At 69.1% G+C, this 24,557-nt stretch carries 10 protein-coding genes; all 10 read right to left on the bottom strand.

The window, feature by feature from the left end:
• Positions 1-44: 44 nt before the first annotated feature.
• Positions 45-1,790 (bottom strand): serine/threonine-protein kinase, encoded by a 1,746-nt coding sequence (locus K254_RS0101605; RefSeq protein ID WP_026553912.1) that lies wholly within the window; start codon positions 1,788-1,790, stop codon positions 45-47.
• Positions 1,787-3,826, bottom strand: coding sequence for an FHA domain-containing protein (locus K254_RS0101600; protein ID WP_026553911.1), 2,040 nt, complete (start codon positions 3,824-3,826; stop codon positions 1,787-1,789). The genes K254_RS0101605 and K254_RS0101600 overlap by 4 nt, the downstream gene beginning before the upstream one ends.
• The gene (locus K254_RS0101595) at positions 3,819-4,685 is read right to left on the bottom strand and encodes a PP2C family protein-serine/threonine phosphatase (protein WP_026553910.1); all 867 of its coding nucleotides are present in this window, start codon (positions 4,683-4,685) and stop codon (positions 3,819-3,821) included. The genes K254_RS0101600 and K254_RS0101595 overlap by 8 nt, the downstream gene beginning before the upstream one ends.
• Positions 4,682-6,091, bottom strand: a complete 1,410-nt coding sequence (locus K254_RS0101590) for an RDD family protein (RefSeq protein ID WP_081709819.1) — start codon at positions 6,089-6,091, stop codon at positions 4,682-4,684. The genes K254_RS0101595 and K254_RS0101590 overlap by 4 nt, the downstream gene beginning before the upstream one ends.
• The gene (locus K254_RS21210) at positions 6,088-8,448 is read right to left on the bottom strand and encodes a DUF3488 and transglutaminase-like domain-containing protein (RefSeq protein WP_081709818.1); all 2,361 of its coding nucleotides are present in this window, start codon (positions 8,446-8,448) and stop codon (positions 6,088-6,090) included. Before K254_RS21210 ends, K254_RS0101590 begins: the two co-directional genes overlap by 4 nt.
• Positions 8,445-9,776 carry a DUF58 domain-containing protein gene (locus K254_RS0101580; protein ID WP_026553908.1) on the bottom strand — a complete coding sequence of 444 codons (1,332 nt, stop codon included), beginning with the start codon at positions 9,774-9,776 and terminating at the stop codon, positions 8,445-8,447. The genes K254_RS21210 and K254_RS0101580 overlap by 4 nt, the downstream gene beginning before the upstream one ends.
• Positions 9,777-9,845: 69 nt before the next feature.
• Positions 9,846-10,817: an AAA family ATPase gene (locus tag K254_RS0101575; RefSeq protein WP_026553907.1), complete on the bottom strand. Its 972-nt coding sequence runs from the start codon at positions 10,815-10,817 to the stop codon at positions 9,846-9,848.
• A 61-nt stretch (positions 10,818-10,878) separates the two neighbouring features.
• Positions 10,879-16,914 carry an Ig-like domain-containing protein gene (locus tag K254_RS21205; protein ID WP_196810853.1) on the bottom strand — a complete coding sequence of 2,012 codons (6,036 nt, stop codon included), beginning with the start codon at positions 16,912-16,914 and terminating at the stop codon, positions 10,879-10,881.
• Between the two features lie 208 nt (positions 16,915-17,122).
• Positions 17,123-17,848, bottom strand: coding sequence for an adenylate/guanylate cyclase domain-containing protein (locus K254_RS21200; protein WP_035748856.1), 726 nt, complete (start codon positions 17,846-17,848; stop codon positions 17,123-17,125).
• Positions 17,849-18,268: 420 nt separating this feature from the next.
• Complete coding sequence (locus K254_RS0101560) at positions 18,269-24,403, bottom strand: Ig-like domain-containing protein (RefSeq protein WP_026553906.1); 6,135 nt, start codon at positions 24,401-24,403, stop codon at positions 18,269-18,271.
• Positions 24,404-24,557: the final 154 nt, after the last annotated feature.

The raw sequence follows: 24,557 nt of genomic DNA, 5'->3' as shown, positions 1-24,557 counted from the left end.
TGTTGTGCTTCCCGGAGCTGTTGTGCTTCCCGGGGTCATGCTGCCTAGTCCGGATAGCACTTCTTGGTGTCCGGCGAGGTGGCGCCGTTCTTGCGCACCAGCACCACGTCGATGCAGGACACGCCCTGGGCGTTGTTGGTGACAAACACCGACGCCGTGCCGATCGGCTTGAACTGCGGCCCATCCACCACGGAGACGGCGCTCCAGAGGTAGCTGTCCCCCTCCTTCGGATCCGGGTTGGTCCACGTCCAGGTGGCTCCGCCGTCCTGCGCCGTTGCCTTCAAATCGGCGACAGCGGGAACCTCGGCCCCGGCAACGATGGCCGGCGGCGGTGGAGCGGCAGTGGTGGTGGCAGCCTCCTGGGTGGGCGTGCCGCCGGTGGCCACGACGGCGATGCCGACGGCGGCCGCCCCCGCGAGCACCACGCCGGCGCCGATCCCCAGCCACAGCTTGGAGCGCCGCGGCGGGTGGGTTTCGGAGCCCTGCGCGCCGGCATCCGTTCCCGGCCCTGCCCCGGGGAAGCCCCGCGGGCCTGCCGCTGCCGGCGCCGCCGAGCGGTGCACGGTGGAGGCGAGCACGGAATCCTCCGATGCCGCATCTCGCGGCATCGGCTGGGCCCACTCATGCGGCGAACGGACCAGACCCGGCCGCGGCACAGTGCCCTCGCCGGGAGCGGTGGCCCCTGTGCTGTAGTCCACCGGCGTGGTGGGGCCTGTGGCGCCGCGGCCTGTGGTTCCGGCTGCGGTGGTTCCGGTGCGGCCGGTGGTCGTGTTGCCGGCGCCAAAGGCTCCCGCGGTTCCGGGGAACCTGGTGGGGAACGTGGGCGCGTTGGTGGCCGCATCCGGATCGATCGAGACGATGCTGCGGACCCGGGTGGCCTCCTGGTTCTCCTCGGCCGGGTGCTCCTCCGGGGCGGAATCGTCAAGCATCTCAAAGGGTGTGACGGACAGGTTCAGATCGCTCTGGACCCGCATCAGGGCGCGGGCGAAGGCCTGGGCCGAGGCATAGCGGGAGGCCGGGGACTTGGCCATGGCCGTCGCCAGCACCAGTTCCAGGGACTGCGGGACGTCCGCCCGGCCCAGCCCCGGCAGCGGCGCGGTGGAAATGCGGTTGATCAGTTCACGCTGCGAGTTGGAGGCCCCGGGCACCACAAAGGGCGAGCGGCCGGCCAACAGCGTGTACAGCGTGGCGCCCAGCGCCCAGACATCCACCAGCACACCGTCGGTGCTGGCACCGGTGAAGGACTCCGGCGGCGACCACGGGATGGACATGCCGGCGTCTTCATCGGCGGCGCCGTCGGTGGTGCCGGAGATGCCAAAGTCCGTCAGGGCCGGCCGGTTGTAGTCGGTGACCAGGATGTTGGCGGGCTTGATGTCGCGGTGGGCGATGCCGGCGCGGTGGGCCGTCTCGACGGCGGAGGCCACCTGGATGCCCACGGCCAGGACCTCGTCCACGCTGAAGCGGGCCTTGCGGTACCGGGTGTCGAGGCTGGGACGCGAGCAGTACTCCATCGCCAGGTACGAGTGCCCGGCGTCGGTGACCTCCGCCTCGTAGATGGTGACGATGTAGGGGTGCGTGGACAGCTGGGCCATCAGGTTGGCCTCGGATTCGAACCGGCGTCGCGCGCCGTCGGTCTTCAGATCCGCCACCAGAACCTTCACCGCCACCTTGCGGCGCGGGCGCTCCTGCTCGTAGAGGAACACATCGGAGAAGCCACCCGAGCCCAGCAGCGACACGTAGCTGTAGCCCGGAATGTGCGGCGGTGCAGCGGGGGGCCGCTTGGTGCTCACAGGATCCCCTCGAACAGCAGGGAGACGCCATCGCCCAGCTCGGCAATGTCGCCGTCCAGCACGATGGCCTGCTCGCCCTGCCCCAGCCGGCGCGGCGGCTGGCCCTCGCGCACCAGCGTGGTGCCGTTGGTGGCCTTCAGGTCCACGAGGAGGACCTCCCAGCCCTCCAGGCGGATCTCCACGTGGGAGCGTGAAATGTCGCCGCTGGCGCTGCGCACCTGCACCAGCCGCGGCATGCCCCCGCCGTTGACGCGCGAAACCGAGGGCTGGCGGCCCACGATCAGCGAGTGGTCCAGTTCAACCACTTCGCCGGTGGAAATGTGCATCCGGCCCAGGCGCGGGCGGCCCACCTGCCGGGCCTCTCCGTCCAGGGGCGTGCCGCAGGCCGCGCAGACGCCGCGCGAGGGCGGGTTGGCATGCCCTGCAGGACACATCCTGGCGAGCACCACCGGTCCCGTGGGCGGGCGGGAATCCAGGACGGGCTGTGCGGCCGGCGCGGGGCCGGACAGTTCGCTGCGCATCACTGTCTGGCCGTCGTGGTCGCTGTCGTAGTCCGCCTCGGCCGCAGGGGCGTACGACGGCGACGGCGGCACCTGGGCAAGGGGCCGGCCCTGCTCCACAAACGCCGGCGCGGCGGGAACGGAGGCTGCGGATGCCGGGGCGGATTCCTGGTGCAGCCACGGCACGGAATCGATCAGCCCCGAGGGCAGCTCGTCCACCGGGGCCGCGGCGGCCGGCTGGAACGCAGGCTGCACCGGCGGGACGGGCGGCTGGAACGACGGCGGCAGCGGCGGGGCCGGGGGCAGCGCCACCGATGCCAGTGCCGGGGGTGCGGCAGCAGACAGTGCAGCCGGCGGCAGGGCAGCGGCCGGCTCGTCCGCCAGCTGGGCCGCCTGCACGGCAGGGGCAACGGCGGGCAGCTCGTCCGCATCGGTGAGGTGCACGGCGGCGTCCTCCACCGAGCGGGCCACCGTGTGGTCCCAGAGGTGGTCGTAGCTGGTGGTGTTGTTGGACTCGGCATCGGGCTCGCCGGCGGCCGGAGGTGCGTCCGGGGCCTCGCTGCCCAGGTCCTCAACGGTGCCGGGCCAGGCGGCAGTCATGCCGGGATCGGCGGCCTCGGCCGGCTCCTGGGCCGGCTCCTGGGCCTCGGCTTCGGCTGCGCCGGCGGGCTCCGCGGAGACCTCCACAGCGTCGTCGGCAGCGTCGTCGGCGGTGTCCTCGGCGGCGTCGCCGGCGGCGTCCTCGGCGGATTCCAGGGCCGGCCCGAGCAGCCAGTCCACCAGGGCGGCATTGTCGGTGTCGTCATCGGAACCAGCGGAATCGGCATCCACGCCGCTGGCACCAACACTGTCGGCATCAACTTCATCGGCGGCCGGATGGGATCCGGCGGCCAAGTCAACGGCGGCGGCACCAGCTGCCTGGACGCGGACGTCCACGGGCTCCGGGCTGATGCCGCCCGCCGAATCCTGGTTTGCGGCCGGCTGGACGGAGCCACCTTCGACTGCCGCACTGCCTTCGACAGCCTTGCTGTGATCCACATTACTGTCAAGGCCTTGGCTATTTGTGACATCCGCGGCCTCGCTGCGGCGCAGCCCGTCCAGCCAGAGGACGGCGTGGCCCACCGGCAGCCAGCCGCCGGCCGAGGTCTGGGCCGCGGCGGACGGCCCAGCGGAGGGCTCAAGGTCCAGCTCAAGGGAGTCCGGCAGTGCCAGCGACCGCTCGCTCCAGGTGGTGACATCGCGGCCCGACACCATGGTTGCCACGCCGTCCTGGACGGCCGTCAGCGACATGGGTCCGCGCAGCACCACGTGGAGGCGCTCGGCCAGGGCCACGATGCCGAAGGAGGGCATGCCTGTCAGTTCGGTGCCGAATCCGCTGGTCACCTGGTTGAGCACGCCATGGATGCTCGGCTCGGTGCCCAGGAAATCCCACAGCCTCGACACGGTGGCCTCATCCGTCGTTTCGGGAAGCACTATGGCCGTTGAGTTGCGGACGATTCCCAGCCAGGAGCCGGCCCGGTAGCTGGTGCTAGACATCTTGGTCCTCAAGGGTTGGTGCGGAACCGCCGTCGGTGGAACTCTCGGTGGCGCGGGGCAGGGTGATGTCGTCGGCGGCAAACTGCGCGGTGTCCACCGACACCGAATCGCTGCCCGCCACATCGGAGGCGTCCACGATAATCACCGTGACGTTGTCACGGCCGCCGTGGCGCAGCGCGGCGTGGATGAGGGCATCGACGGCGTCCTGCGGGTGGGCAATGGTGCTGAGCATCCGGTGGATGGCCTCATCCCCCACCTCGCCGGTGAGCCCGTCGGAGCAGACCAGCAGCCGGTCCCCCTCCTCGACGGGCATCAGCCAAAAGTCCGCCTCGGTGTTGTCACCGGCCCCCAGTGCCCGCGTGACAACGTGGCGGCGCGGGTGGACCAGCGCCTCGGCAGCGGTGATGAAGCCGCCGTCGACGAGTTCCTGGACCTCGGAGTGGTCAACGCTGATCTGCTCGAAGCGCCCCTGGCTGAGCCGGTAGGTCCGCGAATCGCCCACATTGAACACCAGCCAATAGGGAACGCCGCGTTCCTCCACCAGCACCACGCCCGAGACGGTGGTGCCGGCGCGTGAATCGGTCAGGGCGCGGATCCGGGCGTCGGCCTGGCGCAGGACCTCCTGCAGGTCCGACGCCGTCGCCGAGCGGGAGCCCGATGCCAGGGCGGCGCTTTGGCCCAGTGTGGCGATGCACTCGCGGCTGGCCACCTCCCCGGCCTCGTGGCCGCCCATGCCGTCGGCCACGGCAAAGACCGGGTCCGACGCCAGGAAGGAATCCTCGTTCAGTTCGCGGCGCAGCCCACGGTCCGTGTTGTAGCCGCAGCCCAGCCGGATGCCCGTCGGGTGGGAGGCCGTCACCGGCGTCCCACAACGAAGCTGCGGTCGCCAAAGTGGACGGTGGAGCCGGGCGCAGCCTTGACCGGCAGCGTGGCGCGCAGCTGCACGCGCTGGCCGTCGGGGCTGGTGATGGCACTGCCATTGGTGGAATTGCGGTCCGTCACCCACACACCATCCCCATCAACGCGAAGATGCAGATGTGTCTTGGATACGGAACGGCTGGCATCCGCCACGTCCAACAGCGTCTCAATCATCTCCCCATCGTATCCGGCGGGGTTGCGGCCAATGAGGGCCTGGGAGCGAAGTTCGACGGCGCGGCCGTCGTCCAGCGTAATGGTCACGGCAGCCGGGGCCGCGGGCACCGGCGCGGCAGTCGCAGGAGCGTCGGACACAGACCGGAACCGGGTCTCCTCGACGTCCAGGTCCGGGTGGGCCGCACCGGGCAGCGGCGGAGCCCAGGTGGGCACGGCGCCCTGCGGGTCGGCAGGGGGCTGGTAGCGGTTGGGGTCCCAGGTGGGGGCGGGCGCCTGCTGGGCCGGGAGCACCGGGCCGGGTGCCGGGGCTCCGGCCCGCCCGGCCATCGGCGAGGCGATAGGCGCGACGGGCGGCAGCTGGACGGGTGCGAAGGATTCCGGGCCGGCAATGCCGCCGGTCTCCAGCGGGTTGCGCCCGGCCTTGATGTTGAACACGAGGGTGTGGGCCAGCTTGTCGTGCCAGCCCTGGCTCTTGTTGTCCGCATCCCAGGCGTTGGAAACGACCACCAGAATGGGGCCGATGGTGGGCACGATGGAGGCCACCGAGACCAGCAGGGTGCGCAGGAAGATGGGCAGCCACCCGGCCGGCAGGCCGGCCATGTTGGTGACGCGGATGCCCAGCAGCGCGTTGCCGATGGTGTTGCCGGATTTGGCCTGCCAGCCCCAGAGCCAGATGGAATAGGCCAGGCTCAGCACGGAGGCCGCGCCCACCAGAATGCCCAGCCAGGTGAAGTCCATGGTGATGGTCTGCGAGTTGACCCGCTGCGCCGTGCCCATGGACAGCATGAATCCGACCGAGCTGGCCACGCCGAGCAGGACCGCGGGCGGAATGGAATCGATGATCCACGCCGACAGGCGCCGGCCGGCACCAGCGGGCACCAGTTGAAGCCTTGCGGCCATGTTTCCACCACTTCCAAGATGTCGCGGAGGCACCACGGGTCCCTGCCCGTGCGCCGTCACCGGGATAATACCGGGAATTGCCACCGGCTGTGCCGGTGCCCCGCCGGGGACGGCGCCGGACGGGGCGCCCTGGGCGGCCGCCGGCTGGGCGGCGACGGCGCCGCGCCCGGGCACCTTGGCCCCGCATTTGGTGCAGTAGGCAGCGCCCTGGCCGAGGGCGGCGCCGCACTGGCGGCAGCCATCGGACGGGGCCGGCTGTACGGGCATGCTCATGACCGGCCGTCCCGTCGTCGTGCTTCGAGGGCGGCCCGGGCATCGCTGAACAGCGAGCGCGGCGAGAACCTCGCCCGCTGGCGCTTCCAGAAACCCACCGAACCGGTCATGTCCGCCACCGAGGCATCGACGTCGGACCAGTAGGCGGCGACCTCCTCCTCGGAGGGCTGGCCGGGGCCAAAGATCGAGGCATCCGCGCGCGCTGCCAGGGCCACGGTGCGGCCCTCGCTCTGCGGGAACGCGTCAACCAGGGTGCCCGCCGTCTCGCGCCGGGTGGCCCGCGCGTCGACGCCGGCGCCAAGGTCGGTTGCCGCGCTGAGCACCTCGGCCCAGCCGCCGCCCACGCGGTCGGCTGGCGCGCCGAAGCCCGCACGGCGCTTGCGGCGCCGCGTCTTCAGCAGTGCGATGACGATCAGTGGGATGGCGACGATGGCCAGCGGAATGGCGGCGATGCCCAGCACGGCCAGGATCGGACCCCAGAGGGACCAGCCATTCTGCTTTTTGCCATCGGTGTCCAGGGCATCCGGGGCGCTGTCCGGCGGCAGATCGGCCGGCTCCTGCGGCGGGGGCGGCGGCTGCAGCACCTGCGGCTTGGGCTGGGAGGCGTTCTGCGGATCCGGCGGATTGGGGATGTGGTCCTTGTCCGGCGTCGGGTTGAACGGCACCCAGCCCAGTCCCGCGAAGTCGACCTCCACCCAGGCGTGGACATTGGAGCCCTTGATCTGCACCGAGGAGGCGCCGTTGTTGGCATCCTTTTCGTCCAGGTAGAAGCCCATCACCACGCGGGCCGGAATGCCCAGGTGGCGGGCCATCAGGGCCATGGCGACGGCGTACTGCTCGTCATCGCCCACCATCTCCTTGCCGGAGAGCAGCTTGGTGATGCGGGCGGCGCCGTGGCCCGAGGTGCTCGGCGTCTGGCCCTCCAGCCCGTTGGAGAACTTGCCCTCGCGCTGCAGGGTGCTCTCCAGGGCTTGGACCTTTTTCAGCGGGGTGTCGGCCGCCCCCACGATGTCGTTGGCCTTGGTGTCCACCACCTGGGGCACATTGTCCAGCTTGGGCAGGGCAATCTGGGCGAAGTCGGCGGCCGCCAGCTTGGTGCCGTCAACCTGCGGGAAGGCGACCTCCAGGCTGTACTTGTCGCCGCCCTGCACGCCGTCCAGGCTCAGTGCGGTGTCCGAATCCTTGTTCAGGTACAGGGTGTGGGAGGCGCCGTCGGCGGCGGTGTACGACAGGCTCTGGGCCACGCGGGCGCCGGGGATCCAAACGCCGCGGTAGTCCTTGACCTCAAAGCCCAGCATGGCGGCATCCCCGGTGCCCTGGGCCAGTGCCTTGGGGTCGCCCACCGGGGCAAAGGAGGCGGAGGAGTTAGCGTCCACATTGAACACCACGCCGTCGTAGTCGTCCAGCGCGGCGATCCGCACCCGGCCGCCCTTGGGCAGCCCGTCCACGGTGAAGAGGACGTCGTCCTTCTTGTCCTTCACATACGCCCGGAAGGTGGTCAGCGGCGAGGGGAGGTCGTGCAGATTGGGCGGGGGCACCACCACATCGCGCAGCACCGAGCGGTCCGGGCTGGCGGTCAGCGCCGGGGCCGCGGTGAAGGCCAGGGTTCCGGCCACGACGACGACGCCGGCGCCCAGTCCCAGCCTGCGCCAGGTCCCGGTGCGGGAAGCGGTGGAATCCGCGGCCGAGGCACCCGTGGACACCATGGCGGTGCCGGCCCGGCGGACCGTTTCGTGGCGGAAGGCCAGCCAGGCGATGGCGCCCACGGCCAGCAGCACGCCGCGCAGCACGGGCAGGTAGGCGTCGGTGGTGCCGAAGGCGATGCCCGTGGCAAAGAGCGCCAGCACCGGCAGCAGCGTCCAGTAGGGCGAGCGCACGCGCCAGGCCAGCGTCCCGGCGACAACGCCGGTGACCAGGGCGGAAAGGTAGGGAACCACCAGCACGTCCACGGACACGCCCACCGGCGGTGCCAGGGTCAGCAGCTGCTTCCAGGAGAAGACGACGCCCAGCAGCAGGCCACGCAGCGAATCGAGGCTCGGAAGGATGCCCAGCAGGGACTCCTTGGGCGCAGCCAGCGGGCTGCCCAGCAGCAGATAGGCCAGGAAGCCCAGCGCCACGGTGGTCAGCAGGCCCAGGCGCCAGCGCGCCGCGGCGGCGGCCACGGCCAGGCCCAGCACAATGCCGCCCAGCCCCGCCACCAGGTACCGCGGGTCCGAGCCAAAGCTGGGGCCGAAGCCGAGGACGCCGATGGCCAGCAGGGCGGCCAGCACCCCGGCATCCAGCCAGAAGTGCCAGGGAGTCCGGTGGGCGGCAGCAGCGGGGCCGGCGGCGCGGCGGGAGGAGGTGCGGGCGCTCATACGGCGGCCTTCCTGAGTACAGCCGCCAGCTCGGTGATCTCGCCGAGGGTCAGGACGGTCAAATCGGCAATGTTGGCGCGCGAGGACTGCGCGCCGGTGATGGCGCGGATGGCGAAGGCGCGCACGCCCGGCGGCACCTGGGCCGCTGCAGTGCGCAGCTGGGCCGGTGTCACCAGGGAGCCGACAATGAAGAACACCACCGAGGCGTTCGGCACGGCATCGCCCATGCTGCGGGCCAGATCCACAGAGGACCCTCGCCGGGCCGTGGCCTGCAGGCGGGTCATGTCGTCCAGCAGGTTTCGGCCGGTCTCGCTGCGGACGGGTCCGCGCTGGGTCAGCACGCTGAGTTCGCGCGCCTCCCGGATGGCCTGGCGGCCGATGGAGGCCGCGGCGGAGATGGCGAGTTCGAGGTCCTCCTCGCGCTCGTATTCGTCGGGGTTCACGCTCAGGGCCACGGCCAGGTGGGCCCTGCGGGTCTCCTCGAACTGGCGGACCATCAGCTTGCCCGTGCGCGCCGTCGTCTTCCAGTGGATGTGCCGGCGGTCATCGCCCGGTACATAGTCGCGCAGCGCGTGGAAGGAGACGTCCGCGCTGGACAGTTCAACCGTCGGGAGCCCCTCGAGGTCCTTCAGGAAGCCGGCGGCGGAGCCATCCAACGCCGTCGTCTTCGGGTGGACAAAGAGGTCCGTCGGATCGGTCCACAGCACCTGGCGGCGCAGCAGGTGCAGCGGATCGGCCCGCACCGACCGCACCGGTCCCACGGTGATGACGGCGCGCCGGGTGGTGGGGATGGTGAAGAGGTCCTCGTGCACCTCGCCGGGCTTCATCCGCGGCAGGTGGAACAGGGCCGTGGCGGCGCCCACCGGCAGCTCCAGCGCGGCCGGCAGCATGGTCCGGGCCGCGGTGTTCTGCACCTCGATGCTGCCCACGGCGTGGTCCCCCACGGCCACGCGGGTGCGGGCCAGATCCAGCGTGATGCCGTAGCTGGAACGCCCCAGAATGAACCCGGTGCCGATCACCAGCAGCAGGGCGGCCACCAGCGCGGCAACCTTGGCCTCCTGCCAGCCGTACATCGAGCCCACGGTCCAGAGCACGACGGCGGTGGCCAGCACCACCCAGCCCAGCGTGCTGACAGTGCGCAGCACCGGCACCACGTAGCGGCCCAGCCAGAAGCGGACCTTGGCCCAGAGCGGGCCGAGGTACTCTTCGGCCAGCCGTGCGCCGTCGCCCAGCAGGGACGCCGGATGGAGCCGCGTGGGGGCGCCATCGTGGTGGAACGGCCGCCGCAGGGCCGCGCCGGCACGCCGGGCAATGGTGGTGATGCTCATGGGACTACCTTCGTGGAGAAAGGGTTGGAGGCTGCTGTATCTTGCTGGACAGCTGCGCTTCAGGGCTGGTTAGGCGGTGGCGCGCTGCTGCGGAGCCGCGACGTCGGAGAGCACGCGGCGCAGCACGACGTCGGGGGTGGAGCCGGCGAACTCGGCCTCCGGGTCCATCACCAGACGGTGGGTCCAGACCACGGGGGCCAATTCCTTGATGTCGTCCGGCAGCACGTAGTTGCGGCCCTGGGAGGCTGCCCACACCTTGGCGGCACGGACCATGGCGATGGCGCCGCGGACCGAGACGCCCAGGCGGGTCTCCGGCGCGTTGCGGGTCTCCTCGCACAGCCGGGAGATGTACTCCAGCACCGCCGGATCGGTGTGCGTAGTGGCCGCCAGATCAGCCATCTCGGCCACGGCAGAGGTGGTGATGATGGGGGTCAGCGTGCTGGTGCGGTCGCGCTGGGTGGCGCCGGAGAGCAGCTGCACCGTGGAGGCGTGGTCCGGGTAGCCGATGGAGGTCTTGATCAGGAAGCGGTCCAGCTGGGCCTCGGGCAGCCGGTAGGTGCCGGCCTGCTCGATGGGGTTCTGGGTGGCCAGCACCATGAAGGGGCGGCCGGCCTCGTAGGTGGTGCCATCCACCGTGACGCGGGATTCCTCCATGACCTCCAGCAGTGCCGACTGGGTCTTGGGCGAGGCACGGTTGATCTCATCGGCCAGGACGATGGTGGCGAAGATGGGTCCCTTGTGGAACTCGAACTTCTGCGTCTTCTGGTCGTAGATGGTCACGCCCGTGACGTCGGAGGGCAGCAGATCCGGGGTGAACTGGATGCGCGAGTTGGTGCCCTGCACGGTCGCGGAGAGTGCGCGGGCCAGCATGGTCTTGCCGGTGCCGGGGGCGTCCTCAAAGAGCACGTGGCCCTCGGCCAGCATGGCCGTCAGGGTCAGGCGGATCACGTGGGACTTGCCCAGCACGGCCTGGCCCACGTTGGCCACCAGTTTTTCAAAGGTTCCAGCAAACCATGCGGCCTGCTCCGGTGTCATCGACATGTACTTGCCTTTCGAGGGGTGACTTCAAATTGATCTTCAGCTTCGGGATTTCTGGAAAGGACTAGCACTGCGGCGGCGCCGACCCATAGCGAGTGATCGAGGCGTCCTTGAACCAGCCACCGTTCACCTGCTTCGTCCAGGCCGAGGACGAACCGTCCGGCGGTTTGGTGACATCGCTGTACACGGGGTAGCTTGCCCGGCTGCCAATGCACTCCACAGGCATGGCATAGCCCGGACTTCGCCACGTTCCGCCGGCCGTTGCACAGTTTGCCCTGATGGACGGCTGGCTCGCGATGGCAGCCCAGGGGTCGGGGTATTCACACGTCCCACCCGATGCCGTGTCGTCGTTCCTGAACATCGGCCGCGCCGCTGTTCGTCCACTGTTGCTGCCCTGGGCAGAAGTTTGCTGGACCGGAGGAGAATTCACGATGGCCACGGCACTAATCGACCAGCTTTGGTCGTAGTCATTGCCGGCGACAATGGATCCTCCACCTGGCCCAACGGATCCGGTTCGACCATCCGACAATGTCCAATTGATCTGTTGGACTGGCCGACCGTTGGGTGCAACACCGCCGATGTTGAATGTAACGGTCTTGGCTCCATTGACCACGCCGACCGAAGGCGCGTTTGGCTGCCCGTAGGGCTCCACCGGTCCTGCCGTGGAGACGGGCCCGTCAATGGGCTGCTCACCGGCCACCACATTCTGAGCCTTGACGCTGACGGTGTAGCTGCCATTGTTCGCCGCCGCAATGCGCTTGTCGGCCGGGACCACGGCATAGCCTCCGCCCAGGCTGTACAGGTACGTCGGCGTCGCACCGTTGCCCTCGGCCGGGCCGAAGGCCAGCTGGATGGCATTGTCCAGGGGCGTTGCCGTCAGTCCGGTCACGGCGCCCGGTGCTCCGAAGGCGCGGCGCGGATCCGACGCTACGCTGACCGGCGACTCCCCCGCCTTGTTCCGGGCCGAGACGCTGAAGGTGTAGTCGGTGTCCGAGTTGGCCAGCGGCATGCCGATGCTCGTTTCCGTGCCCGGCACCTGCTTGGTCAGCACCACGGAACCGCCTCGGGAGGCCGCCACGGTGTACTGGTCGATCGCCGCGCCGTTGGTTGCCGGCGGCACCCAGGTGACCACCACCGTCGTCGTGGTTCCACCCGCGGTGCCGCGCGCCGTCGCCGGTTTGGCCGGGGCGGCCGGGGCAGCGGCGGGGACCTCGGGGGCCGAGTAGGCACCAAAGGCGCTGGGCTCGGGCGCCTTGTTGGCCGCCTGGATGCGCACACGGTAGGCCGTGCCATTGTCCAGGCCGTCCCACACCGTGCTGAGCGTGCCGCCGGCCACCTTCTTCTGCACGACGCCGCTGGCCGGTGCCGGGGAGATCTCCAGCGTGTAGTCGGTGATGGCCGAGCCGGTGTTCACCGGGGCTGTCCAGTTGACGGTGATCTGTTTGTCGCCGAACACCAGGGTGGGTGCGGCGGGCGCCTCCGGACGGTTGTCCGGGCGGGCGGTTGCCGACGCCGCCGAGGCGTCCGACTCCCCCACACCGTTGGTGGCCGTGACGGTGAAGGTGTATTCGACGTCGTTCACCAAACCGCTGATGGTGCAGGTGGTGGCCGGGCAGGGCGTGGATGCACCCTTGGAATCCTTCACCGTGTAGCCGGTGATGGGCGAGCCGTTGTTCTGCGGCGGCGACCAGTTCAGCACCACAGTCTTGTCGCGGACCTCGGCCACGGTGGGTGTCGTCGGCGGAGCCGGCTTGTCCTTGACGGTCAGGCGGATGCGTCCGGTCACGGTGCGGTCCAGATCCGCTGTCTTGTCCTGCACCTGGTAGCTGACCACCAGCGTCCCGACAAAGCCCGCGGCGGGCGTCACATCAACCCTGGAGCCCGAGGCGGAGACGGCGGCCTCGCCGGTTTCCACCTTGGCGCCGGTGAGCTTCAACGGGGTGTCTGGGAACGGGTTGACGTCATTGGCCAGCACTTCGATGGACTCCAGCTTGCCGGAGTGGGCCTCGGCAACGACGTCGTCCACGGCCACGGCCAGCGGACGCTTGGAGGAGACTGCCGTGAATTCGATGGAGCCGGTGGCCTTGCCGCCGCGCGGATCCGCCACCGTGGCCTCGATGGAGCCCTTGGCACCCACCGGCGTTGACGCCTCGGCGGTGACCTTGAGCTTGCCGCCGGACAGTGAGACGGCGAAGCCGGCCGGGGCATTGCCCACGGAGAACTTCAGTCCGGACTGGTCCACTTTGTCCGGATCCGCCGCCAACTGGGACAGGTCCACCTCGTTGTCCTCGCCCTTGGCCACGTCGAAGGTTGAGTTGCTGAAGGTGGGCGGGTGGTTGCGGTTGGGGTCCGGGGTGACGTTGATGGAGATGGTCAACAGGGCCGAGAGCGCCTCGGGATCGGAGAGGTCGCCGTCGGCCACCTCAAAGGAGATCGACGCCGGACCGGCATAGTCATCGGCCGAGGTGAAGACCAAGGTGGTGGCATCCTTGACCAGCTTGCTGCCATCGGCTGCCACCGCGGAGACCTTGTCGTCGCGGGTGATCTGCGGGCTCTTATCCTTGCGGACCACCACGGCATCCTTGAGGTTGACGCTCAGCTGCTGCCCGCTCTGGACGGTCAGCGGGGCTGTGCTGCGCAGCATCGGACGCTGGTTCTTGATGCCCGGCGCCACGATGAACGCCGTGGACGTCAGGGAATCCTTGTCCGTCACGGTGTAGGGAACCACCTGGGCCTCATCGGCCAACACCACCTTCACGGAGCCGCCGTTGACGGTGGCGTTTCCGCCCTGGGGCAGGGTGATGGCGAGCTGGCTGGCCACGCCGTCGGGGTCTTCATCGTTCTTCAGCACCGGCACATCCACCGCCGTCTTGCCCAGCGTCTCGGCGAAGGAGACCACGTCATCGCGGGCAATCGGGGCGCGCTTGGGCGCATCGGGGGTCACGTGGACCTTGATGGCGCCGACGGCTGTGCCGCCGCGGCCATCGCCCACGGTGTAGTGCAGGGCGTAGTCTCCGGCCATGCCGGGGGCCGTGACCAGCACGCGGTGGTCCACCACCTCGGCCTTGATCGGTTCGGCGAACTCCAGGCTGCCCTCGTCCAGACGCACGGGGTCGCCGTCGGGGTCTGAATCGTTGGACAGCACGTCCACGGCCACCTGGCGGCCGGGCAGGACCACCACCGGGTCGTCGATTGCCACGGGAGGCTGGTTGGCGCTGGACGCCGGGGCGATGCCCACCAGCACGGTGCCGGAGCCACGGGCACCGAAGCGGTCCGCCACGATGTAGCTGAAGGAATCGGTGCCGGAGGCGTTCGCCGACGCCGTGTACTCCACATAGGTGGAGCCGATGGACACGGTGCCCTTGGCCGGGGCCCTGTCGATGCCCAGCAGGGTCACGGAGTCGCCGTCGGGGTCGATCCCATCCAGCGGGATCTGGACCTTGGTGGCGTAGCCGGCCACGGTGCGGGCCGTGACGTTGCGCGGCAGCGGCGGCTGGTTCAGCTCCGCTCCCCCGCCCTTGATGTTGATGGTGACCTGGGAGGAATCCTCCTGGCCATCGGGGCCGACGACGACGTAGACGGCGTGGACCGTCTTGGCCGTGGGGCCGGCCTTGAAGCGCAGCACATTGCCGGAGACGGCGAGCAGGCCGTCCGCCGGGTCCACGGACTCCACCAGCACGGGCTTGAGCGTCAGCTTGCCGCCATTGGGGTGCGTGTCATTGTCCAGGACGTTGATGGTGGCGTAGTCATTGGCGCGCACCGTGGTCTCATCCGGGTTCGCCTTGGGCGGCTGGAGCTGCTCCGGCGCCGGGACGGGCACCACGGACACCTCGCCCACGGAGGAGGCGCTGCCGTTGGAGACCGTGTAGTTGAAGGTGGTGGGCGTGGTGAGGCCGCGGACATTTGTCACGCGCAGCACGCGGTGGTCCACGATGGCCACGGAGATGGCGGACGTCTTGATACCGGACACCGATTGGATCACCAGCACGCCTCCCGTGGGATCACCGTCGTTGGCCAGGGCGTCCACCAGCACCTCGCCATCGGTGGGCAGATAGGCGGTGTCGCGCACGGCCACCGGGGCACCCGGAGCGCCGCCGGCGGGGGCAACGTTGATCCGGACCAGGCCGGTGGCGCTCTGCGGGCCGTTGCTGACGATGTACTCCAGGTACACGACGCCGGAGGTGGCGGCGGTGAATTTGAAGGTGCCGGCCTCGTAGTCGGGGGTGATCACGGCTCCGCCGCTGGGCTGGACCTTGGTCAGCCGCAGTGCGCCGCCGGCCGGGTCCACGTCGTTCAGCAGCGGGGCAATCTCCGTCTCCTGGCCGGCGACGGCGCTGACCTGGTCGAAGTTGGCCACCGGCAGCAGGCCGCTCTTGGCCGGGCGCACGTCGACGATGACAGTGCCCTCGGTGGAGGCCGTGCCGTCGGTGACGACGATCTTGACCTCCTTGCGGCCGGTGCTCTTGCCCACGTCCTGGAAGGACAGGAGTCCGTCGCGGCGGAACCGCACCTGGTCGCCCTCGCTGGTGGGGACGGCGGATTCGAGGAAGATGTCGTCCCCGTCCGGATCCATCCAGTCGGTGAGGACGTTGGAGCTGAGGGTCTTGCCGGCCTCCATCAGGATGGTGGTGGGCGTGGCGCGCTTGGCCTTCGGGGCCTCGTTCTGGCCCGGCTCGCGGACGGTGAGCGTCACGGCCGCGGCCGCACTGAGCCCGCCGCGGCCGTCGTCGGCCTTGTACCGGAAGGTGGTGCTGCCCTTGGCATCGGCGGGCACCTGGACCTGGTAGCCGGTGCTGCCGTAGACGGGCTGCACGGTGCCGAAGGCCGGGGCGTCGCCCTCCTGCTGCACGGTGAGCAGATCGCCGTCGGGGTCCGAATCGTTGTCCAGCACGGGCAGGATGGTGGTCTTGCCCGCGCGGACGCCGAAGGTGTCATCGCCGGCGACCGGAGGCTGGTTGGGCTTGGTGCGGTCCGGCAGGCGCTGCACGGAGTTCTCGTCCGCGGACTCCTTCTGCTTGTCCTTGGACTTGTCCGGGGGCGTGATGACGTCGTCCCAATTGGAGACCATCTGCATCGACTGCTGCACCAGCCAGACGTTGCCGCCCTTGACGTCGTTGAGCACCACCACATTGCGGTTCACCCGGAAGGTGAGCTCCGACGTGGCGGAAACTCCAGGGATGGCGTCCTTTTGATCGGCCGAATCATCGGCACAATCGCGGATGTACTGGCCGGAGCCGGCCCAGGCGGCGTAGACGCAGCCAAAGCGCTGCACCGGGGAGACGGGGCTGCCCGCGGATCCAAGCTCGACGACCGTCGGTGCGGAGCCGTCCAACGGCGCCTTGATGAGGGCCTTGGCGGTTTCGACGGCGACGAAATCGCTGGCCGGGCCGGACTGCTGCAGCTTGGCGTTCTTGCCGTCGGGAAGGTCGATGGTCTTGCCATTGGGCAGGAAGAGCCGGCCGGTCTCCGCATCCAGCACCACGGGCTTGTCCCCCACCGAGGCGACCTGGGCCGTCCTGGTGCCGGAGAGCTGGCCCATGGCGGTCTTCTTGGTGTCCATGGCCTGGCCCTTGGCATCGACGGTGATCCGCAGGACCTCGTTGGTGCCGGGGGTGGCCACCACCACCGTGCCGTCGTCGGCCACCGTGGAGGCGGCATCCTTGGCATCGGCCACGAGCGGCTCGGTGCTGTCCTTGTTGAAGGCGGCCAGGTTCTCTGCCGGCACGGCCCAGACGGCGCCGGCGGCGGAATCCGTCATGGCCACGATCTTGGCGCCGAAGGACACCGTGACGGCGCCGGGGGTGCGCACCGGGTTGCCGGCCGAGACAGCGGCAACGTCCACCGGCGCCAGGGAGGAACCGCCGTCGTCCAGCAGCACGGTGTTGGCGTCCTGGAAGACATCAAAGTTTTCGGTGCCGGCGGCGAAACCGCCGTCCAGCACGCGGGAGGGGTAGTTGAGGTGGCCCAGCGCGTTCAGGCTCTTATTGGTCACCCACACGCCGCCGTCGTTCAGATCGACGTCAACGCTGTTGAACCCGGGGTAGATGATTGCCGCACCAACAACGACGGCGGCAATGGCACCGAAGCTGGTTGCAGTCACCGCAGATTTGCTTTTCCGCATGCGGCTGCTCAGCGTGGTGAATGCCACGAAGGTTCCTCCCCCAGATTTTCCGGGCGCCAGACGGGGCCCAGTACAGACAACGTGTCAATAATCCCATGGTTTGGATTTAATCCACAACGGATAGAAGTACCCATCGGGACCCATCCTGCCCCGCCAATGTGTCCGCCGGATGTCATCCGGGCGTCGTTCAGGTGCCGCGTGCCACGAACCAGGATTCCATCGCCGGGCTGCGCACCCGGGCTCCGTAGCAGCCGCGCGCATGGTCGTAGTGTGTCAGCCGGCGCAGCTCATGGCTCAGCTGCGCTTGGAAGTCCGACTCCAGCAGGATGGGCGGAGCGCCGCCCTTGTTGGCCTCGGCGGCCAGCTGCGCCGCCCGGTTCACCACATCCCCCACGTACACGACGTCGGAGATTGCGCTGCCGTTGTGGCCGCCCTTGATCATGATCGCCGGGCCGTAGGAGACGCCCTGCCCGCAGACAATCGGCCCGGCGTAGCCAAACCGCCCCAGCTTGTGGTTCAGCAGCTTCAGCATGGACTGCGTGCGGGCAATCGCGCCGAAGACGCCGTCGATGTCTGCCTGCTCCGGGGTGTTGTAGACGGCCCACACCCTGTCCCCCACGATGTTGATCTCCTTGGCCATGGGGTGGCTGTTGAAGACCGCCACGGTTTCGGAGATGTACGCCCGGTAGAGCTTGGCGAGCGCGGGGGTTTCGTAGATGTCCGGCAGGGCCGAGGAATTCCGGATGTCGATGAAGAGCACCGTGCACAGGGCGTGGAACCCGTTGTCGAAGGTCAGGGTGTCCCGGGCGGGCAGGGAGGCCGTCTCCTGGAAGTTGGCATTGGACGCGGCCAGAATGGCGTCGATCCGCTCGAACGAAGCAAGAAAGTCATACGACTCAAAGTTGCTGTCCATCTCTGCCTCCGGTGCCGCCGTCGGTGGACACCAGAATACGCCCTCCCACCTCTGGTTGAGCCTGCCGAAACCCGGTGCGACGCACGCGTCCCCGGCCCGCGACGCAGCTCCCCGCCCACGACGCAGTAGTAGACGCGTCGCCGGAGGGAACGTGCGTCGCCAATGCGCACTGTGGTGTCCGAAGTCCCGCTCCGCTGGACCACCGAGGCCGCGGGTCAGCAGCCCAGGTTGGGGCCGGACACGTGGTGGACGGTGTCGGCACGGGCACCGCCGGTTGAGCCTGCCGAAACCCGGTGCGACGCACGCGTCCCCGGCCCGCGACGCAGCTCCCCGCCCACGACGCAGTAGTAGACGCGTCGCCGGAGGGAAAGTGCGTCGCGGATGGACACACCGGGAGCGGGTGGGGAGCGAGGCCGCGGGTCAGCAGCCCACTTGGCCACCGTTCTTGTCCACGGTGTCTGCGCGAACCCAGCGGCCAGCCTGCGGCCCGGTGGTCATGTGGTACCAGTTTCTGGAACCGCCACCGTAGGGATTGCCGCAACTGTTGATTTCAACCCAGCCGTCCGCGTAGTCCAGCCAGTGTCCACCCAAGTTGACGTTTCCACCGGGCGAAACGACGCCGTCGCAGGTTGCCGGATTGCTTGAGAAGTTGCCGTCGCTGCCGTTGGTGGTGCAGGAGTGCCAGTCTCCGGCCTTGACCCTGACAGTGTCGGCGGGAGGCGGCGGCGCCGAACCGCTGGTGATGTTGGCGGAATCAACCGGTCCCGCGGTCCCCACCGAGTTGATCGAGCGGATCTGCACGGTCCGTGTCGTGCTGTAGCCGCCGGTGGCAATGGAGCCCTGTCCGCTGTTTGCGTTGGACCTGACCCAGCCGCCGCCCTCGTTGATCTCCACATAGGCCGAGTCGGTCGCCCCACCGGGTGCCGACCAGCTGTAGTAGGCGGTCTTGTCACCCTGGCCGCTGGACTTGGCGGTGACCGAGGCCGAGCCCGGGGAGCCGTAGGGCGTCACCGAGGCCGGGCTGGCCGCCACGGCATCTCCGGCGCCGGCGAAGGCACTGGACTGGGCGTAGACAGCAACACTGACGGCCGTGCCGTTGGGCGAGTTGATCGCGGTGCCGCCCGGCTGCACCCGTACGCCCGTTGCTCCGGTGGACAGGTTGGCGTAGTAGCTGATTTCCCCAGCTGCGGAGCCGTGCCGCTCATATTCGGAAAGCGGCTGGAAACTGACAGTCACGGTTCCACCTGCCCCGCTCGTGGCACCTGCGATGGTGGCACTTGCGACCCTGCCCGGCTTGCTGACCGAGCGCATGGGTGCCGAGTGGGCGCTCGTATCCGAGGTGGTCACCTCGTTGGCCACCGCCACGGTGAAGGTGTACGCGCCGCTGGCGTTGTCCAGCGCCACATTGGTGCTGGTGCCCGTCAGCGTCTGGGGTGCGCCGCTGACGGTTCCGTTCAGGTAGGTGGTCAGGGTGTAGCTCTTCAGCGTTCCACCGTTGAGGCTTGGTTGTGCCCAATCCACGCGGACCTGGTTCTGGTCACCGGTGGTGCCCACCTTGGCGACGGTGGGTGCCGCCGGGGTGGCCGGCTTGCCCACGGGCTTCACCGGCACGGGGGCATAGGAGCTCCACGCGGACGGATTGGGCGCATTGTTCACAGCCTGCACGCGGAAGGTGTAGGCCGTGCCGTTCTTCAGCCCCGTCCAGGTGTACTTGGTGCCCGTCAGACCGGTCTTTTGGCCGTTCTGGCCGGCCGGTGCCGGGGAGATTTCCAGGTTGTAGCTCTTCACCGCGGAGAACTCACCCACGGGCGCCACCCAGCTGACGTCCAGCTCGGTGTCCCCGCGCACGATGGTGGGTGCGGCCGGGGCATCCGGCGACTTGTCCGGCGTCGCGCTGGCCGAGGCCGGCGAATAGGCGGAGCTGCCGACGTCGTTGTTCGCCTTGACGGTGAAGGTGTACGGCGTGTCGTTCTTCAACCCGGCGACCAGGCAGGTGTTGCCCGGGCAGGCCTGCTCGACGCCGGCACTTGTCAGCACCGTGTATCCGGTCAGGGGCGAGCCGTTGTCGGCAGGCGTGGCCCACTGCAGCATCACGGATTTGTCCTTGGCCTCGACAATGCGCGGGGCGGTGGGGACGGCGGGCTTGCCCTTGACGTTCAGCCGGATGCGGCCGTTGACCTGGCGGGCCTTGTCGCCCGTCTGGTCCTCGACGGCGTAGCGCACCACCACGTTGCCGGTGAAGCTCTCCGGCGCCGTGACGTTGACGCGGTCCCCGGCGATGACCACGATGGTCCCGGGCGCGCCGGTCTCCAGCACGGCGTCCACCACCTTCAGCGGGGTCTCGGGGAACGGGTTCACATCGTTGGCCGTGACGGCCACGTTTTCCTCGCGCCCGGCATGGGCGTCGGCAATGGTGTCGTCGTTGGCCACGGCCAGCGGCCGGGTGGAGGAGGTCAGGCGGAGCTGGATGCCGGCCTTGGCGTCCGGGTTGTGGCCGTCGTTGACCTTCAGGCCAATGGTCGACGTCGTTCCGGCCGCCTGTTCGCTGCCGCCGCGGACCTTCAGCACCGTTCCGTCCAGGGAGATGGAGAATCCGGCGGGCTTGTCGCCGTCGAAGGAAAATGTCAGTTTGTCGCCCTCGGGGTCGGTGGCCAGCGGCCCCAGATCCACTGATGCATCGTCGCCTTGCGGGACGTCGAGGGAGCTGCCCTGGAAGAGGGGCGGCAGGTTCTTTGCCGGTGCCGGGGCAACCTCCGTCATGACCGTCAGCGTGGATTTCAGGCCCTCGGGGTCGTCCGGTCCGGTGCCGTCGGTGACCTCAAAGGTGATCGAGCCGGGGCCGTAGAAATCCTCCCTGGCCGCATAGGTGACCACATCCGCAGAGGAGTTCAGCAGGTTCTCCGAGCCGGCGCCGATGAGGCTGATCTTGTCCACCTGGGTGACGCGCGGCGTGCGGCCGTCGCGGACCTTCACATAGCTCTTCAGATCCAGCGTGGCGCTCTGGCCGGCCTGGACCTTGATGACATCATTCTTGGCCAGGACGGGGTACTGCTCCCCCTGCCCGGGCACCCGGATGATGGCCGTGGAGGCGAGGCCGTCCACATCGGTGATGGTGTAGGTGAGCATCTGGGCGCTCTCAAGGAGATCCACCAGCACGGTGCCTCCCTCGCCAATTCGCGCCGTCGCGGGAGCGCCGTCCAGGGACAGCTTCAAATCATCCGTGACGCCGTCAGGATCCTCATCGTTCTTCAGCACGGGGACGCTCACCGTGTTCTTGCCCAGGGCATCCTGGGCGGTGACGGTGTCGTCGCGGGCAATCGGGGCCCGCAGCGGCGCCTCGGGCGTCACGGTCATGCGGATGTTGGCCGTCGCCGGGGCGCCCACGCGGTCCTTGACGGTGTAGCCCATCGTGAACAGGCCGGCCTCCTGCGGCGAGGTGACGATCACGCGGCCCACCGGACTCAGGTGCGGGTTCATGGACCCGGGGCCGTTGAAACCGTCCGGTGCCACGGCCAGCGTGTCGCCGTCGGGGTCGGAATCGTTCAGGGCCACGTCCAGGGCAACATTGCGGCCGGGGCGGATGGTGATGAAATCATCGTTGGCCACCGGCGGGTGGTTGAGCGTTTCCACCGGTGCCACGCCCACGCGGACGGTGGCGGTGGCACTCGCGCCAAAGCGGTCGCGGACGCGGTAGGTGAAGGAATCGGTGCCCGCAGCATTGCCGGCGGCCGTGTATTCGATGAAGCCATTGCCCGGAACGGCGGTGCCCAGCTGCGGCGCCTTGTCCAGGCCCACCAGCTCCACGGAGTCGCCGTCGGGGTCGATCTCGTCCAGCGGCACCTGGATGCGCGTCTTGGACCCGGCCACCACCCGGCCGGTGAGGTCCTTCGGCGCCGGCGGCAGGTTGTGTTCCGGATCCGGCGCAATGACGGTGATTCTCACGGTGGCCGAGTCCGACTGGTTGGACTGGTTGGTGACCTTGTAGATGGCATCCACCGTGCCCGCCGTCGGGCCGGCCAAAAAGCGCAGGGAATCCTGGTGGACCCAGATCTTGCCGGCGGCGGCGTCGGGCGCCTGGATGACCTCGGGACTGGTGAGCTGGCTGCCATTGGGGTCGATGTCATTGGCCAGCACGGGGATGGTCACGACGTCGCCCGCGCGCACCTTGGCGGTGTCGGGGCGGGCCACCGGCGGCAGCAGCGTGCTCGCGGCCGGGATGTGGATCACTTCCACATCGCCGACGGCGGTTCCGTGGCCGTTGGAGATGGTGTATTTGACTGTGACATTGCTCTGCAGGCCGCGGGTGTCGGTCAGCTTGAGCACATTGTGGTCCAGCAGCGTCGCCGAAATTGGCGCATCCGCCGGAACCTCCACGGACTTGACCACCAGCACTCCGCCGCCGGGATCGGTGTCATTGCCGAGCACGTCAACCAGCACCGAGCCGCCGGCGGGCAGCAGGGCCGTGTCCTTCACCGCCGTCGGCGGTTCCTGGCTGCCGGCAGCGACCACTTCCACGCGGATCAGGCCGGTGGAGCTGAGCGGGCCATTGGTCACCTGGTACTGCAGGTACACGGTGCCCAGCGTGGAAGAGGTGTAGGTCACGGTGCCGTTGTCGGAAATCTCCGACACCGTGCCGCTGGCGGACTGCTCCACGCTGGCCAGGCGCAGCTGGCCGCCGGAGGGGTCCTGGTCGTTCTTCAGCGGTGCGATCACCGTGGGCTGGCCGGCCGTCACCCGCACGAAGTCCGCGTTGGCGACCGGGGGCACGCCACCGGCCGCACGGACGTTGACGGCGATCTTCTTCTGCATGGTGTTGACCGCGTCCGAGACGCTGATCGTGGCGGTCTTGGGGCCGTTGGACTGCCCATTGTCCGCATACGTGAGGTTGCCGTCGGGCGTGAACTTCAGGTCCGCGGAGCCGTCATCGGACACGGCGCCGGTCAGGAACACATCATCGCCGTCGGGGTCGATCATGTCCGCCAGCACGTTCTGGCTGACCGACTGCCCCTGGGCCACGATCAGCGTGCTTTCGCGGCGGGAGAGGGGCGGGCGGTTGGTGGAGGGCGGGACGATGTGCAGGGCAACCCTGCCCGCGGCGGTGCCGCCGCGCCCGTCGTCGGCGGTGTAGGTGAAGGAATCATCGCCGACGGCGGCATTGGCCGGGACGGTGATCTGCAGACCCGTGCCACCGTAGATGGACGCGACGGCGCCGGCGGCCGGCTGGGTGTCCACGGGCCGCACCGCCAGCACATCGCCGTCGGGGTCGGAATCGTTGTAGAGCACCGGCAGGATGGTGGTCTTGCCCGGGCGCACGCCAAATTCATCGGCCTCGGCGGTGGGCGCCCGGTTCGGCTGGGTGCGGTCCGGGAGCGTGTTCACCACATTGGGATCGGCCGATTCCTCCTTGGATTCATCGGCCTTGGTGGTGTCGGTCTTGATGTCGTCCCAGTTGTTGACCAGGAAGAGGTTCTGGTTCACCAGCCACACATTGCCGCCGTTGACGTCGTTGAGCACCACCACATCGCGGTTCTGCCGGAAGACAAACTGCGACTGGCCCGAGGACTGCGGCACCTTCACCGGCGTGTTCTCGCCGCCGACGCAATAGCGAAGGTACTGGTTCACGCCACCCCAGGCCGCGTGGATGCAGCCGTCCTGCTGCACCGGGGCGACGGGCGTGCCCTGGGCGCCGAGCTCGGCCACGGCCGCGGCGGAGCCGTCCAGCGGCTGATTCACCAGCCCCTTGCGGGTTTCGATGGCCACAAAGTCCGAGGCGGTGCTGCGCTGCTGGAGCTTGGCGCCGTCGCCGTCCCCCAGCTGGACGCGCTTGTTGCCCGGCAGGTAGACGGTGCCCCCGGCGGCATCCAGGATGACGGGCTTGTCCCCCACCACGGTGAGCTGCAGATCCGCCTTGTCCGGCAGACCCTCCACGGTGCTGGTGCTGCTCTTGATCAGGGACCCGTCCCCGGCCACCTCGGCGGTGGTGAGCTCGCCCTTGCGGGCGTCGAGGGCGACGACGGTGCTGACCCCGGCATCCACCTCCAGGGCGACGACGGCGTTGGCATTGCCCAGCGATTCCAGGATGGGTTTGGTGGTCTGGTCGTTGAACGAGGGGACCTCTGCGGAGGGCAGCGCCCACACGGAGCCCTTTGCCTTGTCGGCCAGCACCATCAGGGTGCTGCCGAGCGAAAACGTCTTGGAGCCCTGCAGGGCGGAGTCGTCCCCCAGGGACATGTCCGGAACGCTGATCTGGTTCAACAGGGTGCCGGAATCGTTGTCCATAAAGACGGTGCCGGAGTGCTGCAGAACGTCAAAGCCCGTGGTCGTGGCGGCGAATCCGCCGTCGAGCACCTTGGACTGGGCGTTGAGGTGCCCCACCATGTTGGCGTTCTTGTTGGTGACCCACACGCTGCCGTCATTGAGTTCGACGTCGGCCGTGGTGAACCCCGGGTAGATCAGGGCACCGGCGACAACAACCGCCGCCACGGTGCCTAGGGAGCCGGCAGTTGCCAGCCGTCTGCGCCGCCGGGACGTGGAGTAGAGACCTGCCAGTGCCATGCGTCATTACCTCTGCGGCGGCGGTTGAGACCGTGCCACTACCTCGGGATTAGGGGTGCCCAACGAAGCAAAAGAGCCGTGGGAGCAATTCAACTATTTCATGGATTAACCAATGTGCCCTAGTCTGCCGCACCTCTCCCCGCACCGCCATGGG

Source organism: Arthrobacter sp. 35W, from assembly GCF_000482545.1.
GTDB lineage: Bacteria > Actinomycetota > Actinomycetes > Actinomycetales > Micrococcaceae > Specibacter.
The sequence above is the reverse complement of the archived record's forward strand: the minus strand, read 5'-3'. Positions and strand labels throughout refer to the sequence as shown.